15 protein-coding genes are annotated in these 21,963 nt (G+C 75.7%); 12 read left to right on the forward strand and 3 right to left on the reverse strand.

The window, feature by feature from the left end; genetic code table 11:
- Positions 1–550 (reverse strand): IS5 family transposase (locus BL253_RS04390; RefSeq protein WP_420801620.1); only part of this gene is annotated, 550 nt, incomplete at its 3' end.
- Positions 551–1,018: 468 nt separating this feature from the next.
- Here BL253_RS04390 and BL253_RS04395 point away from each other — a divergent pair.
- Positions 1,019–1,777 carry a class I SAM-dependent methyltransferase gene (locus BL253_RS04395; RefSeq protein ID WP_081437998.1) on the forward strand — a complete coding sequence of 253 codons (759 nt, stop codon included), beginning with the start codon at positions 1,019–1,021 and terminating at the stop codon, positions 1,775–1,777.
- A gap of 51 nt (positions 1,778–1,828) precedes the next feature.
- Here the strand turns inward: BL253_RS04395 and BL253_RS04400 are convergent, their stop codons facing one another.
- Positions 1,829–2,191 carry a DUF4406 domain-containing protein gene (locus BL253_RS04400; RefSeq protein ID WP_198946163.1) on the reverse strand — a complete coding sequence of 121 codons (363 nt, stop codon included), beginning with the start codon at positions 2,189–2,191 and terminating at the stop codon, positions 1,829–1,831.
- A gap of 49 nt (positions 2,192–2,240) precedes the next feature.
- Here BL253_RS04400 and BL253_RS04405 point away from each other — a divergent pair, with 49 nt between their 5' ends.
- A complete protein-coding gene (locus tag BL253_RS04405; RefSeq protein ID WP_076813819.1) occupies positions 2,241–2,990 on the forward strand; it encodes a DeoR/GlpR family DNA-binding transcription regulator in 750 nt (249 codons plus the stop codon).
- A gap of 497 nt (positions 2,991–3,487) precedes the next feature.
- Here the strand turns inward: BL253_RS04405 and BL253_RS04410 are convergent, their stop codons facing one another.
- The gene (locus tag BL253_RS04410; protein ID WP_198946164.1) at positions 3,488–3,670 is read right to left on the reverse strand and encodes a hypothetical protein; all 183 of its coding nucleotides are present in this window, start codon (positions 3,668–3,670) and stop codon (positions 3,488–3,490) included.
- Positions 3,671–3,942: 272 nt separating this feature from the next.
- Here BL253_RS04410 and BL253_RS04415 point away from each other — a divergent pair, with 272 nt between their 5' ends.
- From BL253_RS04415 to BL253_RS04460, 10 genes are all read left to right on the forward strand, one after another.
- Positions 3,943–5,763, forward strand: a complete 1,821-nt coding sequence (locus tag BL253_RS04415) for an ABC transporter ATP-binding protein (protein WP_081437999.1) — start codon at positions 3,943–3,945, stop codon at positions 5,761–5,763.
- Positions 5,760–7,730: an ABC transporter ATP-binding protein gene (locus tag BL253_RS04420; RefSeq protein WP_241834518.1), complete on the forward strand. Its 1,971-nt coding sequence runs from the start codon at positions 5,760–5,762 to the stop codon at positions 7,728–7,730. Before BL253_RS04415 ends, BL253_RS04420 begins: the two co-directional genes overlap by 4 nt.
- The gene (locus BL253_RS04425) at positions 7,730–9,463 is read left to right on the forward strand and encodes an ABC transporter ATP-binding protein (RefSeq protein WP_076813820.1); all 1,734 of its coding nucleotides are present in this window, start codon (positions 7,730–7,732) and stop codon (positions 9,461–9,463) included. The genes BL253_RS04420 and BL253_RS04425 overlap by 1 nt, the downstream gene beginning before the upstream one ends.
- Positions 9,460–11,226 carry an ABC transporter ATP-binding protein gene (locus tag BL253_RS04430; protein ID WP_076813822.1) on the forward strand — a complete coding sequence of 589 codons (1,767 nt, stop codon included), beginning with the start codon at positions 9,460–9,462 and terminating at the stop codon, positions 11,224–11,226. The genes BL253_RS04425 and BL253_RS04430 overlap by 4 nt, the downstream gene beginning before the upstream one ends.
- Positions 11,227–11,360: 134 nt before the next feature.
- Positions 11,361–12,560: an iron chelate uptake ABC transporter family permease subunit gene (locus BL253_RS04435; RefSeq protein ID WP_338013688.1), complete on the forward strand. Its 1,200-nt coding sequence runs from the start codon at positions 11,361–11,363 to the stop codon at positions 12,558–12,560.
- Complete coding sequence (locus tag BL253_RS04440; protein ID WP_076813958.1) at positions 12,557–13,651, forward strand: FecCD family ABC transporter permease; 1,095 nt, start codon at positions 12,557–12,559, stop codon at positions 13,649–13,651. Before BL253_RS04435 ends, BL253_RS04440 begins: the two co-directional genes overlap by 4 nt.
- A 79-nt stretch (positions 13,652–13,730) precedes the next feature.
- Positions 13,731–14,570, forward strand: coding sequence for an ABC transporter ATP-binding protein (locus BL253_RS04445; protein ID WP_096335911.1), 840 nt, complete (start codon positions 13,731–13,733; stop codon positions 14,568–14,570).
- A 280-nt stretch (positions 14,571–14,850) separates the two neighbouring features.
- Complete coding sequence (locus tag BL253_RS04450) at positions 14,851–15,141, forward strand: MbtH family protein (RefSeq protein WP_076813825.1); 291 nt, start codon at positions 14,851–14,853, stop codon at positions 15,139–15,141.
- Entirely contained in the window at positions 15,138–20,273 is a 5,136-nt protein-coding gene (locus tag BL253_RS04455) for a salicylate synthase (protein ID WP_274535180.1), read from the forward strand. Before BL253_RS04450 ends, BL253_RS04455 begins: the two co-directional genes overlap by 4 nt.
- A complete protein-coding gene (locus BL253_RS04460; protein WP_076813827.1) occupies positions 20,270–21,946 on the forward strand; it encodes a (2,3-dihydroxybenzoyl)adenylate synthase in 1,677 nt (558 codons plus the stop codon). The genes BL253_RS04455 and BL253_RS04460 overlap by 4 nt, the downstream gene beginning before the upstream one ends.
- The last annotated feature ends 17 nt before the right edge of the window (positions 21,947–21,963 follow it).

Consider the following 21,963-nt stretch of genomic DNA (forward strand, 5'->3'; position numbering starts at 1 on the left):
GGCGGGCGCCGTCGCGGTCCTGGCGGCTGGCCGGCATGATGAGAACCCCGAGGAGCAGGCCGAGGGTGTCGACGACGATGAACCGCTTGCGGCCGTTGATTTTCTTGCCGGCGTCGTAGCCGCGGGACCCCGCGGCGACGACCTGGGAACCCTTGACGGACTGGGAGTCGATCACCCCGGCGGTCGGGTCGGGTCCGCGTCCTTCGGCGTGGCGGACCTGGTCGCGTAACCCGTCGTGGACGCTGATCGTGATGCCTTTCTTCTTCCACCGGTCGAAGAAGCCATAGACCGTCTTCCAGGGCGGGAAGTCCGCGGGCAGCGCCCGCCAGACGATGCCGTTGTGCGCCACGTAGAGGATCCCGTCGACGATGTCCCGGCGGTCATGGCTCTCGGGGCGGCCGTCCTTCGGAACCGGCGGCAACAGCGGCTCGACGTAGGCCCACTCGGCGTCGGACATATCGGAGGGATACCGGCGAGATCGACCCATCCCCCGACCGTGACCAACCGAGCCCACCCGACCTGCCCGCCACACCGCGCAGATCAGAAACAGACCACCCGCAGTCCACACCACCAAGATTCAGGACAGGCTCTCAGCCATGAAGGGCCGAGCCTTCAAACCCGGAACGGCGACCGGCAGCCTGTCAGGAGGACTACCAGCCGACCAGCCCCGCGCCGCACACGCCCGCACAGACGTCTTCCGCGCGAGCCAGCTGGGTCTGTCCACCCGCGGCCGTCGCGACCTGCTCACCCGTCTTCGACCGATCACCCAGGATCGAGCGCGTCCCCAGGTCGAGCTCCCTCGTTGACCCACCAGTGCTGATGGGGTGTGGACTGGGCGTAGGCGAGGGGCGCGATCGTGACCGCCTGAGGGCACGGACGGCGATCTGTGAGTGTCGCAGGGCCGATCACCGGGTGGCGGCGATGAGCTTGTGGGTCGCCGGTGTCTGTCGATCTCAAGAAATGTAGGGCTTGGCCGACGCGCCATCTTTAGGATCAACCGCAGGAGGACGTCCACGGTATGACCGACTCTCCGATCGATCTCTCCAGGCTCGCTGCTTCCCGCCGTACCGGAGCGCTCGGCTGGCCGCCGCGGTACGGCGTCGACGCGCCGGCCTTCGTGGCGGGCCTCGGCGTCGCCGGGGTGGCCAGCTGCCTGGCCGCCGCCCGGCGACGGCGAGGCCGGGTCGCGATGGCGGCCGCCGGTGGAGTGCTGCTGGCCAGTACGGGCGTGTACCTGCACACCACGCTGCGCGGCAAGCTGCGCGTCTGGGAGCGGGAACTGGACCGGGCCGGCCTGAAGGGCGACGAGCGGCTGCTGGATCTGGGCTGCGGCCGCGGCGCGGTGCTGATCGCGGCGGCCACGCGGCTGCCGTCGGGACGCGCCGTCGGGGCGGACCTGTGGTCGGGGAAGGACCAGAGCGGCAACGGTCCCGAGGCCACGCTCGCCAACGCCGCCGCGGCCGGGGTCGCCGACCGGGTGGAGGTGCACACGGCCGACATGACCGCCCTGCCGTTCGCCGACGGCTCGTTCGACGTCGTGACGAGCGCGCTGGCGATCCACAACATCCCGTCGTCCGAGGGGCGACTCCGCGCGGTCGACGAGGCCATGCGCGTGCTGCGCCCGGGCGGGCGGCTGCTCGTCGCCGACCTCTGGCCCATGGCCAGGAAGTACGCCGCGCACCTCGGTCAGGGCGCGCCGCGCCCGCTCGGGCCCGAGTACTGGTACGGCGGGCCGTGGGCCGGCATCACGTTCCTGCACGTCATCAAGGAGCGTTAGTACGACACGATCAAGGAGCGTTGGTACGACCCGGYCGGGGCGTGCTCGTGGCTAGGCGGCCTGGTATCCGGGGATGTCCTCGACGCGGTGGTAGACCGGCAGACCCCTCGCCTGGGCGATCTGGACGTCCTGGTCGGCGCCGGTGGACTCGCCGGGTAGCCGGAGCACCGCGTCGCAGTGCCGGAGCAGGCGTTCCGCGGTGGGATACATGATCTGCTCGGCGACCGGGTCGGTGGGGCCGGTGCCGCCCGCGCCGCGCAGCACGGGCAGCGCGACCCACTCTCCGATCATCGGGAGGTGGCCGCTGCGGAAGACCGGCCAGGCGGCTTCCTCCAGGCGGGCCAGGTTCCGCGCCATCAGCTCGGGATCGTCACCGGTGCCCGAGCGGTAGGGCCCCGCGATAAGAATCAGCATGGTGCCGACCATATCGTGTAAGAGTCGGCAGAAACAAGGAGAAACGTGCATGCTTGCCGCCCAGCGCCGCGACCTTCTCCTCGAACGGCTGCGTACTGACRGCCGGATCGTCGCCAAGGACCTCGCGGCGGAACTCGGCCTGTCCGAGGACAGCATCCGCCGCGACCTGCGCGACCTCGCGGCGGCGGGCCTGTGCCAGCGTGTCTACGGCGGGGCGCTGCCCGTCTCTCCGGCGATCGCTGACTACGCCGCCCGCCAGGCCGTCGAGGTGTCCGGCAAGCAGCGGGTGGCGGCCGCCGCGGCCGCGCTGATCGAACCGGGCGGCACCGCGATCCTCGACGGCGGCACGACCGCCCTGGCCGTGGTGCGCGCACTGCCCGTCGACCTGCGTGCCACCGTCGTGACGCACAGCCCGACCGTGGCGAGCGCGCTGGTCGACCACCAGGACGTCGAGGTCTACCTGATCGGCGGTCGGCTGTTCAAGCACTCGATGGTCGCCTGTGGCGCCGCCGCCGTGGAGGCCGCGCGCGGGCTGCACGCCGACCTGTTCCTGCTCGGCGTGACCGGCGTGCACCCCGAGGCCGGGCTGACCACCGGCGACGCGGACGAGGCCGCGATGAAGCGCGCCCTGGCGCACCAGGCCGCCGACACCTACGTCCTGGCGAGCTCGGAGAAGATCGGCGCGGCGTCGCGGTTCGCCGTGCTGCCGCTGACGGAGGTCGCGGGGGTCGTCACCGACGCGAGCGCGGACAACCCGACCGTGCGGGCCCTGGACGTGCCGGTCATCCACGCCCCGTAACGCGTGACGCGCGCCGCGGGGCGCCTGAACCTGACCCTGGTCCCGCGCGGCTCGGGGTTGGCCTCGGCCTGTTCGGCTTCCCTGAGGAGGCGGTCCAGGCGGCCATCGACGTCCGTGCCGGGCTCGCGCAGGTCGTTCGCGACCTCGGGAGGTGGGGACGGCCCGGGCGCCGCGGCGGGCGAAGGCTCGGGCGCTGGCCTGGCCGATGCGGCTGCCCGCGGCGGTGATGACCGCGACGACGGTGGTCCCTCAAGGCTCACACGTCTTTCGCTCCGTTCAGAGGCCCGCACGGCACGGCCGGCGCGGGGTGCTCGACGCTGTTGGTATGGCCGGCCGGGACGTCTGTACCGCGGTGGGTACCGCTACGTTGAACGTGCGAGCCGTTCATGATCCGGTGTGATCCTGGGAGCTCTGGCGCCGACGATTCCACCAGATCATGAACGCGGCCGTCGCGGAGCCGTCGGCACAGCCCACAGCCCACAGCCCACAGCCCATGGCTACGGCGCGACGGCCGGCTCGCTGTCTGCGCCCCCGTGGTAGCGGCCGATGGGGACGACCATGGGGGCGCAGGAGACGGGGTCGGGTACGACGCGGGCGCGGATCCCGAAGGCGGTGGTCACCAGCTCCTCGGTCACGATCTCGGAGGTGTCGCCCGCCGCGACGGCGGCGCCGGAGCGCATGGTGATCAGGTGGCTGACGATGTGGCGTCCGTCGCGCGCTTTGCTGCGATACCTCGGCGAGCCCTTCCGCCAGGGCCAGTCCGCGCATCGCGTTTCACGCGTCGCCGCAGGTTCATAGCGTGACATGGTTAGCTTTGGCTTACCTAAGCTGGTAGACACCGTGGTGGCTCGGCGCTGGATCGCGCCTGACGGTGGCGGCCGCCCTCGTGCGCGGCGCGGCATCCCGCGAAACCGACGCGGGAAGCGCCCGGGCTCGATGGAAGGAGCTGCCCGTGAACGTCGTCGTGCCACCACCCACCGACGGTGGTTCGGCGCGTGCCGACGCCGCGCCGTCGGCCGGCACGGAGGGGCTGGCGGGCGGCGACCAGCCGGCGGGCGGGGACCTGCTGCTGACGGCGGTGCGCGGCCAGCGGCGCCGGCTGGCCGGTGGCGTCGTGGGAGCGATCTGCCATCAGGGCGGCGAGGCCCTCGTGCCCGTCCTGATCGGTGTGATCATCGACCGCGCGGTCGCGACCGGCGCTACCAGCGGCCTGCTGGCCTGGCTCGGGGCGCTCGCCGCGGACTTCGTCCTGCTGTCCCTGGGTTTCCGGTTCGGCTTCCGGGTGACGGTGAACGCCGCCGAGTGGGCCGGGCACGACCTGCGCCTCCGGGTGGCGGCCCGCGTCGTCGACGACCGCGGCGGGGCCGAGACGGGCCGCCTCGCCGGGGAGCTCACGAACCTGGCGACCAGCGATGTCCGGCGCGCCAGCGGCGTCAACCTGGTCATGCCGGGCGGCACCGCCGGGCTCGCCGGCCTGGTGGTCGCCGCCGTCGCGCTGCTGAACGTGTCGATCGTGCTCGGCCTGTTGGTGCTGCTCGGCTCGCCTCCGTTGCTGTGGCTCTCGCACCTGCTGGGCCGTCCGCTGGAGCGGCGCAGCGCGGTGGAGCAGGAACGCGCCGCGCGCGCGTCGGGCGTCGCCACCGACCTGGCCACCGGTCTGCGGGTGCTCAAGGGCATCGGCGCCGAGGACGCCGCGGTGGGCCGCTACCGGCGCACGAGCCAGGACTCGCTGGCCGCGACGCTGCGGGCCGCCCGGGCCCAGGCGGGGTTCGACGGCGCGGTGCTCGTGCTCAACGGGATCTTCCTGGCGGTGGTGGCGCTGCTCGCCGGGCGGCTGGCCGCGCGGGGGGAGATCAGCATCGGCGGTCTCGTGACCGCGGTGGGGCTCGCCCAGTACCTGCTCAGCCCCCTGGGCATGGTGACCAACGTCATCGGCCAGTTCGCCCAGGCCCGGGCGTCGGCCACCCGGATCGCCGCCGTCCTCGGCGCGCGGCCGGCGGTGGCCGGCGGGCAGGCGGACCCGGTGGCGCACCCGCGCGGCCGCCTGCGGATCGACGGCCTCGCCTGCGTCGACGGGCTGCGCGGCGTCGACCTCGACGTCGCCCCGGGAGAGCTGCTCGGCCTGGTCGTCACCGACCCGGACGCCACCGGCGCCCTGCTGCGCTGCCTCGCGCGCGAGCGCGACCCGGACGCCGGCGTCGTCGAGCTCGACGGCGTGTCGCTCGCGGACCTCCCGCCCGGCGAGGCGCGCCGGCTGCTTCTCGTCGCCGCCCACGACGCGGACCTCTTCGCGGGCACCCTCGCCGAGAACGTCGCCTCCGGCCTCGCCGCGGACGGACCGGCCGCCTTCGCCGCGGCCGACGCGCGGACGCGCGCCGCCACCCTGTCGTCGGCGCTGGCGGCGGCCGGGGCCGACGAGGTGGCCCGGGCGCTTCCCGACGGCGTCGACACGCAGATCTCCGAGTTCGGCCGGTCGCTGTCGGGCGGCCAGCGCCAGCGGGTCGCGCTCGCCCGCGCGCTCGCCGCCGACCCGCCCGTCCTGGTGCTGCACGAACCGACCACCGCCGTGGACACGGTCACGGAGGCCAGGATCGCCACCGGCCTGCGCGAGCTGCGGCGCGGGCGGACGACGGTGCTGGTCGCGACGAGCCCGACGCTGCTGGCCGTGACCGACCGGGTGGTGGTGCTCGACGGCGGCGGCGTGCGCGCCGACGGCACCCACCGCCACCTGCTCGACAGCCACGCCGACTACCGCGCGGCGGTGCTCGCGTGACCGCCCTGGACGGATCGACGACCGGATCGACCGCCGGCGCCGCGGCGGACACGCCGCCGCCGCCGCCGACGACGGTGCCGGTGCCGGTGCCGGTGCCGGTGCTGCTGCCGACGGCGACCGGCGCGCGTACCCGAGGCGCCGTCGGCGAGCTGCTGCGGCCGCGGCGGGCGCTGGCCGTCGCCGCGCTGGTCGCGGTCGCGGCGGGCACCGGCGTCGGGCTGCTGACCGCGCCGATCCTCGGGCACCTCGTCGACCTCGCCGCCGACGGCCACCAGGCCGCCGCGATGACGGCGCCGTTCCTGTTCCTGATCGTCGTCGCGGTCGTCGCCGGGGGGTTGACGGTCCTCGGCGAGTCGCTGGTAGCGCAGCTCGGCGAGAACATGCTCGCCGAGCTGCGCGAACGGCTGGTGGCCCGGGCGCTGCGCCTGCCGCTGGAGCGGGTCGAGGCGGCGGGCACGGGTGACCTGACCGCCCGGGTCACCAACGACGTCGGGATGATCGCCGACGTCGTCCGCACAGCGCTGCCGCAGTTCGCCCGCGCCGGCCTGACGATCGGGCTCACCCTGGTCGGCATCGCGGTGCTCGACTGGCGTTTCCTGCTGGCCGCGCTGCTGGCCACCCCGGTGCAGGCCATCACGGTCCGGTGGTACGCGCGGACCGCCCCGCCGGTGTACGCCACGCAGCGGATCGCCGCCGGCGCCCAGCAGCAGCAGCTGCTGGAGACGGTCGGCGGCGCGGCGACGGTCCGGGCGTTCCACCTGGCCCCCCGCCAGCTGGGCCGGGTCGAGGAACGGTCCGCCGAGGCCGTCCGCTGGACGCTGTCGGGGACCGCGCTGGTCACCCGGTTCTTCGGCCGGCTGAACCTGGCGGAGTTCATCGGGCTCGCCGCGGTGCTGTCCACCGGGTTCCTGCTCGTCCGGCACGACGCGGTGAGCATCGGCACGGCGACCGCGGCGGCGCTGTACTTTCACAACCTGTTCAACCCGATCAACGCCGCCCTCAGCCTCGTCGACGACGCCCAGGCCGCCGGCGCGAGCCTCGCCCGCCTCGTCGGCGTCATCGACCTGCCGGACGAGTCCGCTGTGGTCGCGGCGCCGCCTCACCAGCGCGCGCACGCGGCGGACGGCGACGGGCCCCCCACCGCGGGCCCGCCCGCCGAGGCGTCCTCCACCCAGGTGGAACCGAGCGCGGCGTCCGTGAGCGTGACCGGGGTGACGTTCGGCTACCGCTCGGGGCATGACGTGCTGCGGGACGTCGACCTCACGGTCCGGGCGGGGGAGCGGGTCGCGCTCGTCGGCGCGAGCGGCGCCGGCAAGACGACCCTGGCCAAGCTGATCGCGGGTATCCACCAGCCGTCGGGCGGCTCGGTGTCGATCGGCGGCGTCCCGCTCGACGAACTCGGGCCGACGGCGACGAGGCGCACCGTCGCGCTGGTCACCCAGGAGGTGCACGTCTTCGCCGGCCCGCTGGCCGACGACCTCCGGCTCGCCGCCCCGGGCGCCACCGACGACGAGCTGACCGCCGCGCTCGACGTGGTCGGGGCCCTGGCCTGGGCGCGGCTGCTGCCGGCGGGCCTGGACACGGTCGTCGGCGAGGGCGGGCACCGGCTGACCGTCGCCCAGGCGCAGCAGCTGGCGCTCGCCCGCCTGGTCCTCGCCGACCCGCCGGTCGCCATCCTGGACGAGGCGACCGCCGAGGCCGGCAGCGCGGCGGCCCGCGCGCTGGACGCCGCCGCCGACGCGGCGCTGCGCGGCCGCACCGCCATCCTGGTCGCGCACCGGCTCGCCCAGGCGGCCACGGCCGACCGCGTCGTCGTGCTCGACGAGGGGCGCGTCGTCGAGTCCGGCCCGCACGCCGAGCTGCTGGCCACCCCCGGGCGCTACGCCACTCTCTGGTCCGCCTGGACCGCCCATCGCCCGAACTCTCCTGGCGGGTCCGCGCCGCCCCCTGCCCCGAGGAGGGCCTGATGGCCGCCGACCCTGCCGCCGCTGATCTCGCCGAGCTGCGGCGGCCGGTCCGCGGGCGGACGACGGTGGGAGCCGTCCTGCAGGCGCTGGCCGCGGTCCTGTCCGTCACGCCGGCGGTCGTGCTGGTGGAGATCGCGCGGCGGCTGCTGACCGGGTCCGGGCAGGCGGTGTGGCCGCTCGCGTGGGTGGCGGTCGGGCTGCTCGCGGCCCGGTTCGTGCTGTACGCGTCGGCGAGCCTGCTCAGCCATCTCGCCGACGCGGACCTCGCCTACCTGCTGCGCCGCCGCCTGACCGAGCAGCTGAGCGGGCTGCCGCTGAGCTGGTTCGCGGGCGGGGTGTCGGCCCGGGTGCGTTCCACGGCGCAGGACGACGTGGCGACGCTGCACCACGCGGTGGCGCACGCCCGCGGCGACCTGGCCTCGGCCGTGGCCGGCCCGCTGGTGGTCGTCGGCTACCTGCTCTGGGTCGACTGGCCGCTGGCCCTGCTGACGGTCGTGATGGTCGGCGCGGCCCAGTCGATCCGGACGCGGGTCCAGGTCCAGGCCGCGGAACAGATGAGCCGCATCGCGGCGGCGAACACCGAGCTGACGGCCGCCGTGCTCGAGACCGTGCGGGGCATCAGCGTCGTCAAGACGTTCGCCGGCGGCCGGGGCGCGGCGCGGTTCGCCGCGGCCGCGGCGGACTACGTCGACGCCGACGAGCGGGCACAGCGGATCTTCCTGCGGCCCCGCGGCCTGGCCAGGGCGACGGTCGCCCCGGCGACCGTGGTCTTCGCGGTCACCGCCGTCGGGACCGGGCTGGTCGCGGCCGGGTGGAGCGACCCGGTGGACCTCGTCGCCTTCACCCTGCTCGCGGTCGGCCTGTTCGAGCAGCTCACCCCGATCTACCTCGCCCAGGACCTGCGGGAGAGCGCCCAGGGAGCGGCCGGCCGCATCGGCGAGCTGCTGCGGGGACCCCGGCAGCCGGCGGTCGAGCCCGCGCGGGCGCGCGCGGTCGGCGCGCCGCTGACGGTCGAGTTCGACGACGTCCACTTCGGCTACCAGGAGGGGCATCGCGTCGTGCGCGGCGTCAGCGCGACGCTGGAACCGGGCACCGTGACGGCGCTGGTCGGGCCGTCGGGGGCGGGGAAGTCGACGCTCGCCATGCTGCTGGCGCGCTTCGCCGACGTCTCCGAGGGCGCGATCCGGCTCGGCGGCGTCGACCTGCGCGACCTCGAGCGGGACGAGCTGTACCGCCACGTCGGGTTCCTGCTGCAGGACGCCGTCCTGCTGCGCCGCTCGATCCGCGACAACATCGCCCTGCCCGTCCCGGACGCGACCGAGGAGGCGGTGCGCGCGGCGGCCCGCGCGGCCGCCGTCGACGACCGGATCCTGGCGCTGCCGCGCGGCTACGACTCGGTGGCCGGAGAGGACGCCGTCCTGTCCGGCGGGGAGGCGCAGCGGGTCGCGATCGCCCGCACGCTGCTCGCCGGGACGCCGGTGGTCGTCCTCGACGAGGCGACCGCGTTCGCCGACCCGGACTCCGAGGCCGCGATCCAGGACGCGCTGGCGGAGCTGGCCACCGGCCGCACCCTGCTCGTGATCGCGCACCGCCTCTACACGGTCACCGAGGCCGACCAGATCCTGGTCCTCGACGAGGGCCGCGTCGTCGAGCGCGGCCGGCACGACGACCTGCTCGCCGCCGGCGGGCGCTACGCCCAGCTCTGGCGGGCCCAGCAGGGGAGCGAACTGTGACCGACCCGTTGCGTGGCCTCATCCCGGCCGACCAGCACCGGCCGCTGGGCCGCTACCTGGCGGCGGTGGCCGCCTACGCCGTGAGCGAGGGCGTCGCGTTCGGCGTGCTCGTCCCGCTGCTGATCGCCCTGCTCGACGGCCGCACCACCACCGCCGCCTGGTGGCTCATCCCGCTCACCGCCGCGGCCGGGGTGGGCTGGTTCGCGCACTACTACCTGGGGTCGCGGGCGCTGCGGCTGTCCTCGGCCTGGCGCCGCGCCCTCTACGGCCGCATCGGCGACAAGCTCGTGACGCTGCCGCTGGGCTGGTTCGACGGTCCGCGGGCCGGCCAGGTGCCGCAGCTGATCGTCGGTGACGTGGCCCGGGTCGCCAGCACCGTCTTCCTCGTCCAGGCCCTGCTCGGCGCGGTCCTGACCCCGGCGACGATCGCGGTGTTCCTGCTCGCCTACGACTGGCGGGTCGGGCTCGCCGCGCTGCTCGTCGTCCCGGTCGTGCTCGCCGCGCTCTCGGTCGGGCGCCGGCTGACGGAACGCACCGAGGCGGCCAACCACGCCGCGACCGCCGAGGCCGGCAGCCGGCTGGTCGAGTTCGCGGGCGCCCAGCCGACCCTGCGGGCCACCGGCAACGCCGCCGCCGGCCGGGTGGGCCTCGACGAGGCGCTGGCCGCCCAGCACCGGGCGGCGCGGCGCGAGATCGTCGGCTCGCTGCCGGGCGAGTACCTCGGCGAGCTCGGCATCCAGCTCGCCTTCACGGCCCTGCTCCTCACCGGCCTCGCCCTGGCCACCGACCACGATCTCGCGCCGGCCCGGATGATCGCCGTCGTCGTCCTCGGGATCAGCCTGCTGCGCCCGCTCGACGCGCTCGTCGGCCTCGGTGGCGTGCTGCGGGCCTGCCAGGCGTCCGCCGGGCGGATCGACGACCTCCTCGAGGTCGAGCCGCTGCCGGAACCCGCGGCCGGCCAGCCGGTCGGCGACGCCGGGATCGAGCTCGTCGACGTCCGCTTCGGCTACCCCGGTGGTCCCGACGTGCTCACCGGGCTGACGCTGACGATCCCGGCCGGCCGCACCACCGCGCTCGTCGGCGCGTCCGGCTCGGGGAAGACGACCGTCACCAAGCTCATCGCCCGCTTCCACGACGTCGCCGCCGGCTCGGTGCGTGTCGGCGGCGTCGACGTCCGCGAGCTCACCAGCGCCGAGCTGCTCAGCCACCTCGCGCTCGTGTTCCAGGACGTCTACCTGTTCGACGCCACCCTCGAGGACAACATCCGCTTCGGCAACCCCGACGCGACCGCGGAGCAGGTGCGCGACGCGGCCCGGCGTGCCCAGGTGGACTCCATCGTCGCCCGGCTCCCGGACGGCTGGGCCAGCCGCGTCGGCGAGGGCGGGCGGCTGCTGTCCGGCGGCGAGCGCCAGCGCGTCGCCATCGCCCGCGCCCTGTGCAAGGACGCGCCCATCGTGCTCCTCGACGAGGCCACCGCGTCCCTGGACACCGAGAACGAGGCCGCCGTGCACGCCGCGCTGGCCGAGCTCGCCGTCCACCGCACGGTCCTGGTCATCGCGCACCGCCTCGACACGATCGTGCGCGCCGACCAGATCGCCGTCCTCGACGGTGGCCGCGTCGTGGAGTGCGGCCCGCACGCCGAGCTGCTGGCCCAGGACGGGCGGTACGCCGCCTTCTGGCGCGAACGCGGCCGTGCCCGCGGCTGGCGGCTCCACGCCGGCGAGCGCCTGGACCGGGAGCCGGCCGACCAGGCAAGCCCGTAGGACGGGTGCCGCGCTCTCCGCGGTCGTCGCGACGCTGGTGCTGGCGGTGGCGGTCCCTGCCGTCGCCCGCCGGTCGGTTCGCGGAATGTAGGTTAACCTGTCCTTACTTGTCGGGCCGAACTGTGGGGCGGTTGGTGCGTACTGTCACGGACGGCGTTCCCGCCGAGCGTCCGCCGGCCTCCTCGGCGCACCCGCCGAAGGGCGACGCGCCGGCGACACACCCACCCGTCCCAGCAGTAGGTACGTCCGCGGCGATCCCCGCGGTCGCACCGGTGCCCGCGGCCGTCGGGGAGCCCCAGGCCGCGCGGGTGCGGCGGGCCCGCTGGCGGCTGTGGGAGCCGCGGCGGCGGCGGTTGCCCGGTCTGCTGCTCGCGGTGGTCGTGCTGGCCGGGGTGTGCCTGCTCAGCGTCTGGATCGGCGCGAACCACCTGCCGTTCGGCGTCGTGTGGCGGGTCCTGTGGCACGACGACGGCTCGCAGGCCGCGGTGGTCGTCCACGACCTGCGGATCCCGCGCACGCTGCTCGGCCTGGTGGTCGGCGCCGCGCTGGGTGTCGCCGGCGCGCTGACGCAGGCACTGACCCGCAACGACCTGGTCGAGCCGGGGATGCTCGGGGTCAGCGTCGGCGCGTCCGCCGCGGTCGTCGTCGCGATCTCGGTCTTCGACCTCACGAGCCCGGCCGGCTACGTGTGGTTCTCGCTCGTCGGCGCGGCCGTGACCTCGGTGGCCGTGTTCGCGATCGGCGCCACCGGCCGCGCCGGGACCTCGCCGGCGACGCTGGTGGTCGCCGGCGCGGCCGCGACCGCCGTCCTCGGGTCTTTCGTCTACGCCGCGCTGCTGCTCGACACCCGCACGTTCGACCAGTTCCGGCACTGGGACGTCGGCTCGCTGGCGGTGCGGGGGTCGGGCAGCCTGACCGCGACGGCGCCGTTCATGGCGGCCGGCCTCCTCCTCGCGTGCACCCTCGGCCGGCCGCTCAACGCGCTCGCGCTGGGCGACGAGGCGGCCCGCGGGCTCGGCGTCCGGCTGCACCGCGCGCGGGTGTCGGGCGCCGTCGCCGTCGTCCTGCTCTGCGGCGGGGCGACCGCCGCGGCCGGGCCGATCACGTTCGTCGGTCTGGCCGTCCCGCACATCGCCCGCGTGATCGCCGGGCCCGACATCCGCTGGGTCCTGCCGTACTCCGCGGTGCTGGCCCCGGTCCTGCTGATCGGCTCGGACCTCGTCGGCAGGGTGATCATCGCGCCGGGGGAGCTGCAGGTGGGGGTGGTCACGGCCTTCGTCGGCGCGCCGGTGTTCATCGTGCTGTGCCGCCGCGCCAGGCTGGGCCGGGCGTGACCACCACCGCGACCACCGCGACCACCGCGGCTGCTTCGGCCGCCGGCCGCCCGTCCGTGTGGCGCCACCGGGTGGCCCGGTTCGGCGGCGACGCGGTGTCGGTCCGGGTCGTCCCGCGCTCCGTCGCGCTGAGCGGCGGGTTCGTCGTCGTGATCGTGGCCGCCGGCGTCGCCACGCTGACCACCGGGGACTACTCGATCCCGGCCGGCGACGTCGTGCGCGCGCTGCTGGGGCGCGCCGACGGCGGCACGGACTTCGTCGTCAACACCCTGCGGCTGCCGCGCCTGGTGACGGGCCTGCTGGTCGGCGCCGCGCTGGCGCTGTCCGGCGCCATCTTCCAGAGCGTCTCGGAGAACGTGCTGGGCAGCCCGGACATCCTCGGCTTCACCACCGGCTCGGCCACCGGGGCGGTCATCGTCCTGCTGGTCCTGCGCGGCGACGCGACGCAGGCGACGCTGGGCGCGCTGGTCGGCGGCGTGGCCACCGGCGCGGCCGTCTACCTGCTCGCCTACCGGCGCGGCCTCGCGGGCACGCGGCTGGTCCTCGTCGGCATCGCGACGGCGGCGCTGCTGAACGCCGTCAACTCCTATCTGATCACCCGGGCGACGCTGGCGGACGCGGTCACGGCGCAGGTCTGGCTGATCGGCAGCCTGAACAGCCGCGGCTGGGAGCAGGTCCGGCCGCTGGCCGTCGCGCTGGTCGTCCTGGTGCCGATCGGCGTCTACCAGGGCCGCCGGCTGGCCTACCTGGAGCTGGGGACGGACACCGCGAAGGCGCTCGGGGTCGACGTCGAGCGGTGCCGCCTCACGCTGGTGGTGGTCGCGGCGGCGCTCGCGGCCACCGCGACGGCGGCGGCCGGCCCGGTCGGCTTCGTCGCGCTGACCGCGCCGCCGCTCGCGCGCTGGCTGACGGCGGCGCCGTCGCCGCCGCTGGTCCCGACCGCGCTGGTGGGCGCCGCGCTGGTCACGGTCAGCGACCTGGCGGCGCAGCGCCTGTTCGCCCCCACCCAGCTCCCGGTCGGCGTGGCGACCGCCGGGATCGGCGGTGCCTATCTCGCCGTCCTGCTGGTCCGCCAGCGGCGGTCGGCGTGACGTCGCGCGGACGGCACAACCGGATGAAGGCGTGTCCAGCCGGTCGACGGCGGGCCGGGCCGACGAAGGAGGACCGCCGGTGACGCGGCTGAGTGCCCGTGACCTCACCCTCGCCTACGACAACCGGGTCGTGGCCCGCGAACTGGGGATCGACATCCAGGACGGCGCGTTCACCGTCATCGTCGGCCCGAACGCCTGCGGCAAGTCGACGCTGCTGCGCGCGCTCGTCCGCCTGCTGCGGCCGAAGGCGGGCGCGGTCCACCTCGACGGCGCGCTGATCTCGTCGTACTCGACGAAGGAGGTGGCGCGCCGGCTCGGCCTGCTGGCCCAGTCCGCGACCGCGCCGGTCGGCGTCACCGTCGCCGACCTGGTCGCCCGCGGCCGCTACCCGCACCAGCGGCTGCTGCGGCAGTGGTCCCGGGAGGACGAGCGGGTCGTGGTCGAGGTGATGGCGAGGACCAGCGTCACGGGGCTCGCCGACCGGCTGGTGGACGAGCTGTCCGGAGGCCAGCGCCAGCGGGTGTGGCTCGCGATGGTCCTCGCCCAGCGGACGCCGATCCTGCTGCTCGACGAGCCGACGACGTTCCTGGACATCGCCCACCAGGTCGAGGTGCTGGACCTGTGCGCCGAGCTGCTCGCGGACGAGGGGCACACGCTGGTGGCCGTGCTGCACGACCTCAACCAGGCGAGCCGGTACGCCGACCACCTGGTGGCCATGCGCGACGGGCGGATCGTCGCCCAGGGGCCGCCGGCCGAGATCGTCACCGCCGGCCTCGTCGCCGACGTCTTCGGCCTCGCCTGCCGGGTCATCACCGACCCGGAGTCGGGCACACCGCTGGTGATCCCGGTACACCGTCGCCGCCGCCCGGCCGGGCACGGGACGGCCGCGCCGAACGGTTGCGGCCCGACCGGACGCTGATCGTGATCGCGCACCGGCCGACCACGATCGAGCGCCTGCCGCGGATCGTGCGCGTCGAGGCCGGCCGCTGAGCTGATCCGGCGCGCGGCGTCGGAATGGTGGGTATCCGAAGCGCAGGGGTAGACGAATGTGGCCGTTTTAGGTAAAGATAACCTAAAGTAAGGCGAGCCTAAGTCGCGAGCACCTAGGTCACGAGCACCTCAGCCACAGGCACCCAGTCGCCGGCACCGATGTGGCGAGCGCCGATTAGCGGGCAGAGATCCAAGGAGACGGGCACCTCATGTCGACCAATCCGTTCGATGACGAGATGGGCAGCTTCTACGTCCTGGTCAACGCGGAGGGCCAGYACTCGCTGTGGCCGACGTTCGCGCCGGTGCCCGCCGGCTGGACGACGGCGCACGGGGCCGCGAGCCGGGCGTCCTGCCTGGAGTACGTGGAGGCCAACTGGACGGACCTTCGCCCGGCCAGCCTGATCGAGCGGATGGAGGCCGATCGCCAGGCCGCGTCGGCGACGGATGCGCTCGCCGCGCAGGGCAGCCGCGACGGCGTCGACTCCGGCACGGCGCGATGACGGCGCCGGTGGTCTACCGCGAACGGACGGTCGCCGGCGTGGGCGACCCGCTCGCGGCGGCCGCCCGGTTCGCCCGCGGCGCGGCCGCGCCCGTCACCGTGTACGAGCAGGACGGCGAATGGCGCTGCGGCTCGGGCGCCCTGGCCGAGATCGTCCTGTACTGGGACGAGATCCGCTACCGGATGGACGGCGGCTGGCGGGTCGAGCCGGTCGAGGGCTCCCCGTTGCGCGCCCTCGCCCGCGTCCTGTCGGTCCTGCCGATCGCGGACTGGCGGGCGTGCGGCTGGGCCGGCTTCGAGCTCGGCCCCCGGGAGCTCGGGCTGCCCGGGCCGGTCAGCCCCGACCCGCTCGCCCACCTGGTCATCCCGGCACGCGAGGCGCGGCTGTCGGCGACCGGCGTGCTGCTGCGCGCCGCCGACCCGGCCGACCTGGGCGTCCTGGCCGGGATCCTCACCGGCACGGCCGACGTCGAACCGGGCGAGGCCCGGCCGCTGGCCGACCTGGAGCACGACGCCGACGAGTACCAGCGCACGGTCGCGCGCGCCGTCGAGGACATCGCGGCCGGCCGGATCCGCAAGGTGATCGCCTCCCGGGTCGTCCCGGTCGAGGGCGAGATCGACCTGGTCGCCACCTACGAGCTGGGCCGGCGCGGCAACACGCCCGCCCGGTCCTTCCTGGTCGACCTGGCCGGCGAGCGCGCGATCGGGTTCAGCCCGGAGACCGTGGTCGAGGTCGGCGCCGACGGCCGGGTCTCCAGCCAGCCGCTGGCCGGCACGAGGGCGCTGCTCGGCGACGACGGCGACGCGGCCCGCCGGGACGACCTGCTGCGCGACCCGAAGGAGATCTACGAGCACGCCGTGTCGGTGCAGGCGGTCCAGGACGAGCTGCGGCCGCTGTGCGCGCCCGGCACGCTGGTCGTGGACGAGTTCATGAACGTCCTCGAGCGGGGCAGCGTCCAGCACCTGGCCTCGCGGGTCAGCGGCCGGCTCGTCCCCGGCAGGGACGGCTGGGACGCGCTGGCCGCCGTCTTCCCGTCGATCACGGCGACCGGCGTGCCGAAGGACGCCGCCTGCGCCGCGATCCGGAGCTACGAGCCGAGGCCGCGCGGCCTCTACAGCGGCGCCGTGATCAGCGCGACCTCGGACGGTGCCATCGACGCCGCCCTCGTCCTGCGCACGGTGTTCCAGCGCGACGGCCGCACCTGGCTGCGCGCCGGCGCCGGCATCGTCGGGGCGTCGCGCCCGGAGCGGGAGCTGGAGGAGACGCGCGAGAAGCTGCGCAGTGTCAGCCGCTTCCTCGTGCCGGCCCGCCCGGCGGCGGCCCCCGTGCCGGCGCTGGCCGCGGCCCCGGCCGCTTCGGGTCTGGTCGGTTCGGTGGCGTCCGAGGACCTCGAGGCGTTGCGGCGCGCCGTCGCCGAGCTGCTGGAGGAGGACCCGGCCGAGCTGGGGGACCAGGACAACCTCTTCGAACAGGGCCTGGAGTCGATCGCCCTGATCAAGGCGATCGGGCAGTGGCGGCGCGCCGGGATCGAGGTCAACTTCGCGGAGCTGGCCGAGACCCCGACCCTCGACGGCTGGTTCAGGCTGCTGACCGGCCGGCGGCCCGCGACCCCGTCGCGGACCGAGGCCGGGACCGGGACCGGGACAGGGCCGGCGGGCGTCGACCCGGCGGGGGCGGAGCCGGCGGCCGTCGACGCGGTGGAGCCCGCGGCCGGCACCGAGTTCCCGCTGGCGCTCATGCAGCACGCCTACTGGGTCGGGCGCGGCACGGGCCAGACCTACGGGGGCGTCGCCGCCCACCTCTACACCGAGTTCGACGGCGGCGGCCTGGAGCCGGCCCGGCTGTCCACCGCGACCCGGCGGCTGATCGAGCGGCACGAGGCGCTGCGCACCCGGATCACCGACAACGGCGGCCAGGTCGTCGAGGAGGTCTCCGGCTGGCGCGGCCTGACCGTCCACGACCTGCGCGGCCTGGACGAGGACACAGCGGCCGCCCGGCTGGAAGCGGTCCGCGACGAGCTGTCCCACCAGATGCTGGACATCGAGCGGGGCGAGGTCTTCTCGACCGCGCTCAGCCTGCGGCCGGGCGGCGCGACCCGGTTCCACCTCGACGTCGACATGGTCGCCGCGGACGCCGTCAGCTACCGCGTGCTGCTCGCCGACCTGGCCGACCTGTACGAGCGCCCGGACGAGGCCGCGCCCGCGCTGGCCTACAGCTACCGCCGCTACCGGGCGGAGCACGGCGCCGCCCGGCCGGAGTCCGTCGCCCAGGCCCGCGCCGCCTGGCACGACCGCCTGCCCAGCCTGCCGGGCGCGCCCCAGCTCGCGCTGGCGACGACCCCGGCGGCGCCCGGCGGGGTCGACGCACCGACCGGCGCTGGCGACCCGGCGGCGCCGCCGCGCGTGTCCCGGCGCCACTTCCAGCTGCCGCCGTCGGCCCGCGAGGCCCTCGGCCGTGCGGCCCACCAGCGCGGCGTCACCCCGGCGATGGCGGTCGCGACCGCGTTCGCCGAGGTCCTCGGCGGCTGGAGCGGGCAGCCGCGCTTCCTGCTCAACGTCCCGCTGTTCGACCGCGAGCAGCTGCACCCCGACGTCAACCGGGTCGTCGGCGACTTCACCAGCTCGGTGCTGCTGGAGATCGACCTGACCGACCGCGTCCCGTTCGTCGACCGCGGCCGCCAGGTCCAGGCCCGGCTGCACGCCGACGCAGCCCACGCGGACTACTCCGGCGTCGAGGTGCTGCGCGACCTGGGCCGCCACCACGGCGAGCCGGTGCTGGCACCGGTCGTGTTCACCAGCGCGCTCGGCCTCGGCGAGCTGTTCGACGCCCCGGTGCGCCGGGAGTTCGGCCAGCCGGTCTGGATCATCTCGCAGGGGCCGCAGGTGCTGCTGGACGCCCAGGTCACCGAGCTCGACGGCGGGCTGCTGGTCAACTGGGACATCCGCGAGGGCTCGTTCGCGCCCGGCGCCGTCGACGCGATGTTCGCGGCGTTCGAGCGGCTCGTGCGTGACCTGGCCGACCTCGGCTCGGCGAGCGGCGCGGGCGGCGGCGCCTGGGACCAGCCCGTCGACGGCCTGCTCGACAAGTCCACCCGGGCGGTGCGCCGCCGGGTCGCGGCGACGGCGGGTCCGGCGTCCACCCGCCTGCTGCACGAGGGGTTCTTCGCGGCGGCGCGGAGCCGTCCGGACGCACCCGCCCTGCTCTGGGACGAGGCGGCGTCCGCGGCCGGACCGGCCGGGGGCCGGTCGCTCTCCTACGGCGCGCTCGCCGAGCGGGCGACGGCCGTCGCCGGCGCCCTGGTCGCCCGCGGCGTCCGGCGCGGCGAGCTCGTCGGCGTCAGCCTCCCGAAGGGGCCGGACCAGGTCGTCGCCGTCCTCGGCGTGCTCGCGGCCGGGGCGACGTACGTGCCGATCGGGGTGGAGCAGCCACCGGCCCGGGTCGAGCGGATCGCCGCGACCGCCGGCCTGCGCACGGTCATCGCCGACCCGGCGGCCGGCCGGGACTGGCCGGCCGGCGTGACCCCGCTGCGCCTCGGCGACGCCCGCGAGGCCGCCCCGCGCGGCGCGCTCACGCTGGGCGCGGCGGACGACGCCCACCGCCTGGACGAGCCCGCCTACGTGCTGTTCACCTCGGGGTCCACCGGCCAGCCCAAGGGCGTCGAGGTCGGGCACCGCGCCGCGATGAACACCATCGACGACCTGATCGACCGCCTCGAGCTCGGCGAAGGAGACCGCACGCTGGCCGTCTCGGCCCTCGACTTCGACCTGTCGGTCTTCGACATCTTCGCCCCGCTGTCCTCCGGCGGCGCCGTCGTGATCGTCGACGAGGAGTCCAGGCGCGAGGCGAACCGGTGGGCCGAGCTCGTCGCAGGCGGCGTCACGATCCTCAACTGCGTGCCGGCGGTGCTGGACCTGATCCTGTCCGCCGGCGTGCCGCTGGGCGACAGCCTGCGCGCGGTGCTCCTCGGCGGCGACCGGGTCGGCGTCGACCTGCCGGGCCGGCTGGAGGCCGCCGTCCCCGGCTGCCGGTTCCTGGGCGTCGGCGGCACGACCGAGACCGCCATCCACTCCACCGTGTGCGAGATCGTCGGGGGCGGCCCGGTGCCGCCCGAGTGGCGCTCGGTGCCGTACGGCACGCCGCTGCGCAACGTCCAGCTGCGCGTGGTGGACGCCCTGGGCCGCGACTGCCCGGACCACGTCGCCGGCGAGCTGTGGATCGGCGGCGCCGGCGTCGCCCGCGGCTACCGGGGCGACCCGGAGCGCACCGCGGACCGGTTCGTCACCCACGAGGGCGCCCGCTGGTACCGCACCGGCGACCTCGCCAGGTACCAGGCGGACGGCACCGTCGAGTTCCTCGGCCGCCGTGACCACCAGGTCAAGATCAAGGGATTCCGGGTCGAGCTCGGCGAGATCGAGGCGGCGCTCGGCTCCCTGCCCGGGGTCCGGTCCGGAGTGGCCGCGCTGACGCCCGGCGCGGATGGCCGGCCGCCGGTGCTCGGGGCGGTCGTCGCCCTGGCAGCGGGGACCGACGAGGCGCGGGCGCCGGCGCCGGCCGCTGTCCAGGCCGGCCTTCGGGCGCTGCTGCCGCCGCACATGGTGCCCGACCGCGTCGTCGCGGTGGCCGAGCTCCCGCTGAGCGCCAACGGGAAGATCGACCGGCGGGCGGTCGGCGCGCTCCTCGAACGTGAGCCGGCCGGGCCCCGCCCCGCCTCGGCGCCGCCGCGGTCGGACCTGGAGCGGGTGATCCAGGCCGTCTGGCGGGAGGTGCTGGGCGTCGACGAGTTCGGCGTCGACGAGGAGTTCTTCGCCCTCGGCGGCGACTCCGTGCTGGCCACGTCCGTCGTGGCCCGGCTGCGCGAGGAGCTCGACACCGGCGAGGTGACGGTGCGGATGGTCTTCGGCGCGCCGACGGTCTCCGGGCTCGCGGACACCATGCGCGCGGCCGAGGCCACGCCGGGCCGGCTCGACCGCGTCGCGGCGATCGCCTGGGAGATCTCCGCGCTCTCCGACGACGAGATCGAGGCGCGGCTGCTCGACGCCACCGGCCAGGCCGGCTCGCCCGACCAGGCCGGCGCCGCCGGTGCCCCCGGCGACGCCGCCGACACGGCCGACACGGCCGGGGTGCGGCAGTGAGCGCCCCGCTGGTCACCGACGCCGCGGCCCAGCCGGACTCCGCCGACGGCTGGGTCCCCTGGCCGGAGGAGTTCGCCCGCCGCTACGCCGCCGAGGGCTACTGGGGCGGCGGCCCGCTCGGCGACCGGCTCCGGGACTGGGCCGCCCGGTCCGGCGCCGCCACGGCCGTCGTGGCCGGGCCGGCGTCGGGCCCGGTCCGGCTCTCGTACGCCGAGCTCGACCAGGCCGCGGACGACCTGGCGGCCGGGCTCACCCAGCTCGGCGTCGCACCCGGCGACCGGATCCTCGTCCAGCTGCCGAACCGCGCCGAGTTCGTGACGCTGCTGTTCGCGATGCTGCGCCTCGGCGTCATCCCGGTGCTGGCGCTGCCGGCGCACCGCCGGGTCGAGATCGAGCACCTCGCCAGCCTGTCCGGCGCCGTCGCCTACGCGGTCCCGGACACGTACGAGGGCTTCGACCACCGCGCGCTGGCGAGGGACGTCGTGACGGCGGTCCCCGCCGTGCGCCACGTGCTGGTGGCCGGCGACGCCGGCGCGCTCACCGGCCTCGACGCGCTCGCGGCCGCTGGCGCCGCGGCGCGGCGCGAGGGGCGGGCCGCGGCGCCGCCAGCCCCCGACCCGGCCGGCGTCGCGGTGCTGCTCATCTCGGGCGGCACGACCGGCAAGCCCAAGCTGATCCCGCGCACCCACTGGGACTACGCGTACAACGCGGCGGCCAGCGCCGAGCTGTGCGGGCTGACCGCCGACGACCGCTACCTCGTCGCGCTGCCCGCGGCGCACAACTTCCCGCTGGCCTGCCCGGGGATCCTGGGCGCGCTCGGCGTCGGGGCGACCGTGGTCATGGCGAGCTCGCCCAGCCCGGACGTCGCCTTCGACCTGATCGCGCGGGAGCGGGTGACGGTGACCGCCCTGGTGCCGGCGCTCGCGCGGATCTGGGTCGACGCCGCCGAATGGGAGCGGCCCGACACCGCCAGCCTGCGCCTGCTCCAGGTGGGCGGCGCCCGGCTCGACGCGGAGCTGGCCGGGCGCATCCCGCCGATCCTCGGCGCGCGGGTCCAGCAGGTCTTCGGCATGGCCGAGGGGCTGCTGAACTACACCCGTCTCGACGAGGCCGACGAGCTGGCCTTCACCACCCAGGGCAGGCCGCTCGCGCCGGCCGACGAGATCCGGATCGTCGACAGCGACGGCGCCGACGTCGCCCCCGGCGAGGTCGGTGAGCTGTGGACCCGCGGCCCGTACACCCCGCGTGGCTACTACCGCGCCGCCGAGCACAACGCGACCGCCTTCAGCCCGGACGGCTACTACCGGTCCGGCGACCTGGTCCGGCGGACCCTCAGCGGAAACCTGGTCGTCGAGGGCCGGATCAAGGACGTCGTCAACCGCGGCGGCGAGAACGTCTCCGCGGGCGAGCTGGAGGAGCACCTGCTCGCCCACCCGGCGATCGCGCAGGCCGCCGTCATCGCGGCGGCGGACGAGCAGGTCGGTGAGAGCGTCCGCGCGGTCGTCGTCCTCGCGCCCGGGGCGACGCTCACCCTCAAGGCGGTCAAGGCCTTCCTGCGCGAGCGGGGGCTAGCCCGTTTCATGCTCCCCGACCTGCTCACGGTTCTCGACGCGCTGCCCCTCACCGCCGTCGGAAAGATCGACAAGCGGGAGCTGCGGCGCCGCATCGGCTGACGCCGCCCGGCCAGCGC

The organism is Pseudofrankia asymbiotica (assembly GCF_001983105.1).
Classification (GTDB): Bacteria; Actinomycetota; Actinomycetes; order Frankiales; family Frankiaceae; genus Pseudofrankia; species Pseudofrankia asymbiotica.

Bases quoted from the DNA above. Each gene is read 5' to 3' on its own strand.
- BL253_RS04400 (WP_198946163.1), bottom strand. From the start codon at position 2,191: ATGCTGATTCTTATCGCGGGGCCCTACCGCTCGGGCACCGGTGACGAT.
- BL253_RS04410 (WP_198946164.1), bottom strand. From the start codon at position 3,670: ATGCGCTCCGGCGCCGCCGTCGCGGCGGGCGACACCTCCGAGATCGTG.
- BL253_RS04425 (WP_076813820.1), top strand. From the start codon at position 7,730: ATGGCCGCCGACCCTGCCGCCGCTGATCTCGCCGAGCTGCGGCGGCCG.
- BL253_RS04395 (WP_081437998.1), top strand. From the start codon at position 1,019: ATGACCGACTCTCCGATCGATCTCTCCAGGCTCGCTGCTTCCCGCCGT.
- BL253_RS04455 (WP_274535180.1), top strand. From the start codon at position 15,138: ATGACGGCGCCGGTGGTCTACCGCGAACGGACGGTCGCCGGCGTGGGC.